Origin of the sequence: Streptomyces silaceus, from assembly GCF_001419745.1 — a bacterium.
GTDB lineage: Bacteria > Actinomycetota > Actinomycetes > Streptomycetales > Streptomycetaceae > Streptomyces > Streptomyces silaceus.
This window is the reverse complement of sequence record NZ_LIRJ01000271.1, coordinates 1-7,495: the sequence shown is the minus strand read 5'-3', so window position 1 is coordinate 7,495 and position 7,495 is coordinate 1. Positions and strand designations below refer to the sequence as shown.

The 7,495-nt window shown below is 73.7% G+C and carries 5 protein-coding genes; all 5 read right to left on the bottom strand.

Annotated elements, in window-relative coordinates; all coding sequences use genetic code 11:
- A partial coding sequence (locus AOK22_RS24215; protein WP_055700820.1) for a TetR/AcrR family transcriptional regulator occupies window positions 1-779 on the bottom strand: 779 nt, incomplete at its 3' end.
- A 106-nt stretch (window positions 780-885) separates the two neighbouring features.
- The gene (locus AOK22_RS24210; RefSeq protein ID WP_055700819.1) at window positions 886-2,388 is read right to left on the bottom strand and encodes an MFS transporter; all 1,503 of its coding nucleotides are present in this window, start codon (window positions 2,386-2,388) and stop codon (window positions 886-888) included.
- Window positions 2,389-2,515: 127 nt separating this feature from the next.
- Window positions 2,516-4,615, bottom strand: coding sequence for an ArnT family glycosyltransferase (locus AOK22_RS24205; RefSeq protein ID WP_055700818.1), 2,100 nt, complete (start codon window positions 4,613-4,615; stop codon window positions 2,516-2,518).
- Window positions 4,612-6,090, bottom strand: coding sequence for a bifunctional glycosyltransferase family 2/GtrA family protein (locus AOK22_RS24200; RefSeq protein ID WP_079036783.1), 1,479 nt, complete (start codon window positions 6,088-6,090; stop codon window positions 4,612-4,614). Before AOK22_RS24200 ends, AOK22_RS24205 begins: the two co-directional genes overlap by 4 nt.
- Window positions 6,091-6,116: 26 nt before the next feature.
- On the bottom strand, window positions 6,117-7,495 hold a 1,379-nt coding region (locus AOK22_RS24195; protein WP_107102017.1), incomplete at its 5' end, for a sensor histidine kinase.

Here is a 7,495-nt window from a genome sequence, read left to right as displayed (position 1 = left end):
CAGGGGCGGGGGTGGGCCAGGAGGGATTCGATGCCCGCGATCATCAGATCGAGGGCAATCGTGAAGTCCCGCTGCCACATCTCCGCCACCGTGTCCCCCGCCCGCGCCGCCATCAACTCACTCGCGGTCTCCAGAACCCCGTGCTCCGCCAACTCCCCCCGCACCGTCCCGATCGCCTCCCGGTAGTACTCCTCGGGCGACATCCCCGCCTCCGCGCACCGCGCGACGTAGTGCCCCTCGATGGTCCCGAAGCCGTACACGAACTGGAAGACCGCCGAGATCGCCCCGTTCTGCGTGTACGCGGGCAACCCCGTGTTCCGTACCGCCTGCTGGATCGCCACTGCGAAGGCCAGCCAGTTCGGCCCGATGTTGAGGAACCGCCCGACCAGCGGCGACACCCACGGGTGACGGTTCAGCGCCGTCCGGTACTCCTCCGCCAGCGCCCGCAGCTGCTCACGCCACGCCTCCGGCGCCGCCTCCGGATCGGGCAGCTCCATCTCGCCGAACACCGCGTCGAGCGCCAGCTCCAGGAGGTCGTCCTTCGTGTCCACGTACCAGTAGACGGACATCGCCGTGACGTTCAGCTCCCCCGCGAGCCTGCGCATGGAGAACCTGGCGAGCCCCTCCGTGTCCAGGAGACGGACCGTCGCCTCGGTGATCCGGTCCCGGTCCAGGCCGCTCGGTTGATCGCCCTTGCGGCCCCCGCCGCGGGGCGCCTTCCCCTGCAGCCAGACACTCGTCCGCGCCGGGTTCTTCGTGCGGCCGGCTGCCTTGACCATGGCGCACCTTCCTGGTCGTTCCTCGGGCCCTGGGCACGGGCCCTCCGGGGTGGGGCGAAGAGAGGGCGGCGGTCCCGGAAGGAAGTGGTCCGCCCTCTCCACGATGCTATGCCGATGCCTTACCCGCGGAGTCTCCCCGCTCCGCCCGCCAGAGCAACGCGGCAGCGAGTACGCCTCCGACGAACACGGCGGCCGCGCCCACCAACTGGCTCGTCTCCAGGCCGGAGGCGAACGCGTCGGCGATCCGCTCCCGCTCGCCCGCCGATCCCGCCGCCGCCATCGCCGCGGGGAACGACACGGCGGAGACCGTCACGAGCGCCGCGAAGCGGGAGTTGAGGACCGCGCCGAGGACGGCGACGCCCAGGCCGTTGCCGAACTCCGCGAGCGTGCCGTTGATGCCCGCGCCCACACCCGCCTTCTCCGGCGGGATCGCGCTCATGATCGCGTTGGCCATGGCGGGCATGGCGAGCGCGATGCCCGCGCCCATCACGACGAGCCCCGCCAGCATCCCGCTGTAGTCGTCGCCGCCGAGCACGGCGATCACCGAAAGGCCGGCCGCGAGCAGCGTCATGCCGGTCGCGATCGTCACGGGCGTGCCCATCGTGGCGTGCAGCCGCGCGCCGACCCCCGCGAGGTTGAGCGCCACGATGGTCACCGCGAGCGGCGCCGTGCGCAGGCCCGCCTCCAACGGCTCGTAGCCGAGGACGAACTGGAGGTGCTGGGTCAGCAGGAAGAGCGAGCCGCTCAGGCCGAAGGCGACCAGGATCGCGCCCGCCACCGCGCCGACGAACCGCTGGTTGCGGAAGAAGTGCATGTCCAGCATCGGGTACGGGATGCGCAGCTCCCAGAGCGTGAAGGCGCCGAGGACCAGCACGCCGACCGCCGCCGACACCAGGACCTGTCCCGACGTCCAGCCGTGCTCGGGGCCGGAGATGATCGCGTAGACCACCGCGGCCATGCCGATCGTCGAGAGCAGCGCGCCCAGGAGGTCGGGGCGGTCGCCCTGCGGGTTCTTGGACTCCGGCACCAGCTTGAGGACCGCGACGAGGCCGAGCAGCGCCACGGGGATGTTGATCAGGAAGATCGAGCCCCACCAGAAGTGGTCCAGCATGAAGCCGCCGAGCAGCGGACCGGCCGCGAACCCGAGGGAGTTGACGGTCGCCCAGAGGCCGATCGCCTTCACGCGCTCGGCGTCGTCGAAGATCTGCACGACGACGGCGAGGGTCGTGGTCATCAGCAGCGCGCCGCCGATGCCCATGCCCGCGCGTGCGGCGATGAGCTGCGCGGAGCTCTGCGCGAGCCCGGCGGCCAGCGAGCCGATGCCGAACAGGGCGAGGCCCGCCGCCAGCAGCTTCTTGCGGCCGTAGCGGTCGGCGGCGCTGCCCGCGGTGAGCAGCAGGCCCGACTGGACCAGGGAGTACGCGTTGATCATCCACTGGATGTCCGAGGTGGACGCGTCCAGCTCCCGGGTGAGGGAGGGGATCGCCACGCTCAGGACGGTGTTGTCGAGCAGCACGGTGAGCTGGGCGAGGCAGATGACGCCGAGGATCAGCCAGCGCTGCGGGTGCCTTCGGGAGGCGGTGGGGTGCTCGGCAGTCGTCGCCGTCATGCAGCCTTCTCTCTCGTTCTACGGTGTACGAGGCTTGTGCGACGTACACCGTAGAACAGTCCCCATACGGCGTACAAGGATTTTTGGAGAGGGCGGCGCCCAAGGCGTTCTGCCGTGTCGTGTCAGGTCACTTCTTCGGCTGCGTCAGGTCGTAGAACGTCGCGTCGCCCACCGTCACCTTCGTGAACGTCGACTCGACCCAGGACGTGATCGACGCACCGGTGCCGCTGCCGTCTCCTCCTCCGCCGCCGGGGCCTCCTTCGCCGCCCATGCCACCGCCCATGCCTCCCGCGATGAAGTAGTGGATCTCGCCGTCCGCCACGTACCGCTTGAACTGCGCGGGCGTCGGCGACGGGTCGCTGCCGTTGAAGCCGCCGATCGCCATCACGGGCTCGCCGGTGGCCAGTTGGTGGCTCGCCGCGTTCTGCGAGCCGATGGTCGCCGCCGCCCAGGTGTAGTCGTCGGCGTCCGCCTCCAGGAGCTTCTTCGCCTCGGCGGAGACCTGCGCGCCGTTCAGGAGGCCGCCCATGCCGCCGCCTCCACCGCCTCCGCCGCGCATTCCGCCCGTCGGCATCCCGCCCGTGGGCGGCCGGCCCTGCGCGTTGTTGCCCTGCTGGCCTGTCTGCCGGCCTCCCGGCGGCTGCGGCATTCCGCCGCCACCGCCCGGCCTGCCTCCGCCGCCCCCGGGGCCGCCCATGCCGCCCGCGCCCGCCGGGCCCGCCGTCACGATCGAGCCCGTGTGCGCGCTGTCCACCGTCGACAGCGTGTACGCCACCGGTCCCGCCACCGCCGCCGCGAGGCCCAGCCCCACGGCCGCCAGGGCCAGGCGGCGCCCGAGGCGCCCCGCGAACAGCAGGCCCGCCGCGCCCGCGAGGCCCACGACGAGCACCGCCCAGCGCAGCCACGGCAGGTAGTCCGGGGTGCGGCCGAGCAGGACGCACGCCCAGACCGCCGTGACCGCCGTCGTCACGCCGAGCACCGCGCTCGTCCACCGCGCGGCCCGCTCCTCCCACAGGACCGTGGCGCCCATGCCGATCAGCGCCGCGATGGAGGGGGCCAGGGCCACCGTGTAGTACTGGTGGAAGATCCCCGCCATGAAGCTGAAGACCGCCGCCGTCATCAGGAGCGCGCCGCCCCACGCCACGAACGCCGCCCGCGCGGTGTCCGTGCGGCGGGCCCTGCGGGTGAGGACGAGGCCCGCGGCCAGGAGGAGCAGCGCGGCCGGCAGCAGCCAGGAGATCTGCGCACCCACCTCGGAGTCGAACATCCGGCCGAGGCCGGTCTCGCCCCACTGACCGCCGCCACCGCCGGGCCGGCCCCCGCCGCCCACGCTGCCGGTCTCCTCGCCGTTGATGCGGCCGAGGCCGTTGTAGCCGAAGGTCAGCTCCAGGAAGGAGTTGTGCTGCGAGCCGCCGACGTAGGGGCGGGAGGACGTGGGCCACAGCTCCACGATCGCCACCCACCAGCCGCCCGCGACGACCATCGCGCCCGTGGCCAGGGCGAGTTGGCCGAAGCGCTTGCGCAGGCCCACCGGCGCGCACACCGCGTACAGGACCGCGAGCGGCGGCAGGATCAGGAAGGCCTGGAGGGTCTTGGCGAGGAAGGCGAGGCCCACCGCGACGCCCGCCCACACCAGCCACGTGGTGCGGCCGTGCTCCAGCGCGCGCAGCACGCAGTACACGGTCACGGTCATCAGGAGCGCGAGCAGCGCGTCGGGGTTGTTGAAGCGGAACATCAGCGCGGCGACGGGGGTCAGCGCGAGCACCGCGCCCGCGATCAGGCCCGCCGCCGGGCTGAAGCGGCGGCGCACGGCCGCGTACAGCACGCCGACCGTCGCGACGCCCATCAGGACCTGCGGGGCGAGCACCGCCCAGGAGCTGAGCCCGAAGACGCGTACGGAGAGCGCCATCGGCCAGAGCGCGGCCGGGGGCTTGTCGACGGTGATCGCGTTGCCCGCGTCGAGCGAGCCGAAGAAGAGGGCCTTCCAGCTCTGGCTGCCGGCCTGGGCGGCGGCGGAGTAGAAGGAGTTGGCGTAGCCGGACGCGCTGAGGTTCCAGAGGTAGAGCACCGCGGTCGCGAGCAGCAGGCCGAGCAGCGCGGGGCGCGCCCAGCGGGGGTCGTCGGGGCGGCCGCGCCACAGCCGGGCGGGCAGGGCACCGGAACGCCGGTGGGCGGCCCCGTCCGACGCCGCGGGGAGCGGCGCCGCCGTGGGGGAGGTGGTCGTCATCGTGCGTTCCTCGTGTGGTCGTCGTGCGGGATGGGAGTGCCGTGCGGGGTGGGGGTGGTGGTGTCGGTGGTGGTGCCGGTGCCGAGAGGGGGCGTCATGTCGTACGCGGGCTCCCGGGTGTCGTGCACGGACGTGACGTCGTACGCGGGCTCCCGCACGTCGTACGCGTGCGTGACGTCGTACGCGGGGCGTCGGGTGCCCTGGGCCACCCGGGTCTCGCGGCGGTCCGGGAACACCCACGCCCGCAGCAGCAGGAACCGCAGCACCGTCGCCGCGAGGTTCGCCGCGATCAGGACCGCGAGCTCCGTGGAGTGCGCCGGATCGCCCGACGCCGCGCCGAGCGCCGCGAGGGAGCCGCTGGTCAGGGCGAGGCCGATGCCGAAGACGACGAGGCCCTGCGCCTGGTGGCGGACCGCGCGGTCCCGGCCGCGCACCCCGAAGGTGAGCCTCCGGTTCGCCGCCGTGTTGGCGACCGCCGAGACCAGGAGGGCGAGCGCGTTGGCGGCCTGCGACCCCGTGAACGTACGGAAACCGCTGTAGAGCAGGAGGTAGAAGAGGGTCGAGAGGGCGCCGACCACGCAGAAGCCGATGAGCTGGCGGGCCAGGCCGCCGGGGACCCCGGTGAGCTGCCGGTCCCGCGGGTCGTCCCCGAAGGGGCGCGCGAGGCGGTCGAGGGGCAGCGCGCCGACCGCGAGCGCGCGCCCCACCCGCCACACGCCCTTGAGGTCGTCGGTGGCCGTCCGCACCAGGTGGACCGTGGAGTCGGGGTCGTCGACCCAGTCGACCGGCACCTCGTGGATGCGCAGCCCGGCCCGCTCGGCGAGCACCAGCATCTCGGTGTCGAAGAACCACCCCGTGTCCTCGACCAGCGGCAGCAGCTCCCGCGCCACGTCGCCGCGGATCGCCTTGAACCCGCACTGGGCGTCGGAGAAGCGGGCGTGCAGGGAGCCGCGCAGGATGAGGTTGTACGTACGCGAGATGAACTCCCGCTTGGGACCGCGCACCACGCGCGAGCCGCCCGCGAGCCGCGAGCCGATCGCCAGGTCCGAGTGGCCGGAGATCAGCGGGGCGACCAGCGGGAGCAGCGCGTTGAGGTCGGTGGAGAGGTCGACGTCCATGTAGGCGAGGACCGGTGCGTCGGAGGCGGACCAGACCGTGCGCAGCGCGCGGCCGCGGCCCTTCTGGTCGAGCCGGACGTGCCGCACTTCCGCCACGGAGGCGGCGAGTCCGGCCGCGACCTGCGGGGTGCGGTCGACGGACGCGTTGTCCGCGACCGTGATGCGGAAGGGGTACGGGAAGGTCCGGACGAGGTGGTCCCGCAGCCGCAGGACGCACCGCCCGAGGTCCTTCTCCTCGTTGTGGACGGGGATCACGACGTCCAGGACGGGCACGTCGCGCCAGGCGGCGGGCAGATGGTCCCGCGACGGCAGGACGCCCGGGGACGACGAGTCGTCCGTGGCAGAGTCGGTCGGCATGCGACCGACACTCGCCAAGGGGACTGTCAGGGCTGTGTGGTGAGGCTGTGGCCCGGCTGTGAGGTGGATCCGTGAGCCGTCGGTGAGGCGCTTGCCGGGGCGCCGGGGGCGGCCGGAAGCGTGACGGTGAACACCGTCCGGCCCGGCACGCTGTCGACGGCCACCGTCCCGCCGTGCGCGGTCACGATCGCGCGGACCAGGGCGAGGCCCAGGCCCGTGGAGCCCGCGTGGCGCGAGCGGGAGGCGTCGCCGCGGGCGAACCGTTCGAAGACGGTGGGCAGCAGCTCGGGCGCGATGCCGGGGCCGTCGTCCCGCACCTCCAGGAGCACACGCGGCCCGTCCCCGCGGACGCGGGCCGTGACCGTCGTGCCCGGCGGCGTGTGGCTGCGGGCGTTGGCGAGGAGGTTGACGACGACCTGGTGGAGGCGGGCGGGGTCGGCGCGGACGACGGCGGGCTCGTCGGGCCCGGGGATGTCGAGGCGCCAGACGTGGTCGGGCCCGGCCGCGCGGACGTCACTGACCGCGTCCACGACCAGCGGCGCGAGATCGGTGCTCTGGTACGAGAGCGGCTGTTCCGTGTCCAGCCGCGCGAGCAGCAGCAGATCCTCCACCAGGCCGGTCATCCGCTCGGCCTCGGACTCGATGCGGCCGAGCGCGTGCCGGGTGTCGGGTCCGGTGGACTCCCGCCCCCGGCGCGTCAGTTCGGCGTAGCCGCGGATCGAGGAGAGCGGGGTGCGCAGCTCGTGACTGGCGTCCGCGACGAACTGGCGCACCCGCTGCTCGCTGCGCTGGCGCGCGTCGAGCGCGGAGTGGACGTGGTCGAGCATGCGGTTGAGGGCCGCGCCCACCTGGCCGACCTCGGTGCGCGGATCGGCGTCGGGGGCGCGCTCGTGCAGGGCGACCTCGCCGCTGTGCAGGGGGAGTTCGGAGACGCGCGTCGCGGTGGAGGCGATCCTGCGCAGCGGGCGCAGCGCGACGCCGACCATGGCGGCGCCGGCGAGCGACGCGGCGACCAGACCGGCGGCGGTGACGCTGACCTCGACGACGACGAGCGTGCTGAGCGTGTTGCGGACCTCGTCGGTCGGGATGCCGACGACGAAGTCGCCGTTGACGCCGCTCGCGTACGTCATGCGGTACTCGCCGAGTCCGGGGACGTCGACGTCGTGCGGCCGGCCGTCCTTCGTCACGCCCGCGAGCGCGGCGACCTGCGCCGCGTCCAGCGGCTCGGCGTCCGGCAGCGAGGTGCCGCCGTCGCCGTCGCCCTCGGTGCTGACCAGGGCGCGCGCGATGGTGCCGTCCCGCACCTCGGCGCCGATCGCGCCGATCTCCTGGGGGCCGCGCGAGACGAACTCCAGCGGGTCGCCCTGCGCACCGGGGCCGCCGTGCCCCGGCCGGGGCCCGCCGC

What these genes read in the sequence shown, in the direction of transcription:
- AOK22_RS24200 (WP_079036783.1), bottom strand. Translation starts at nt 6,090, where the DNA reads ATGCCGACCGACTCTGCCACGGACGACTCGTCGTCCCCGGGCGTCCTG.
- AOK22_RS24210 (WP_055700819.1), bottom strand. Translation starts at nt 2,388, where the DNA reads ATGACGGCGACGACTGCCGAGCACCCCACCGCCTCCCGAAGGCACCCG.
- AOK22_RS24205 (WP_055700818.1), bottom strand. Translation starts at nt 4,615, where the DNA reads ATGACGACCACCTCCCCCACGGCGGCGCCGCTCCCCGCGGCGTCGGAC.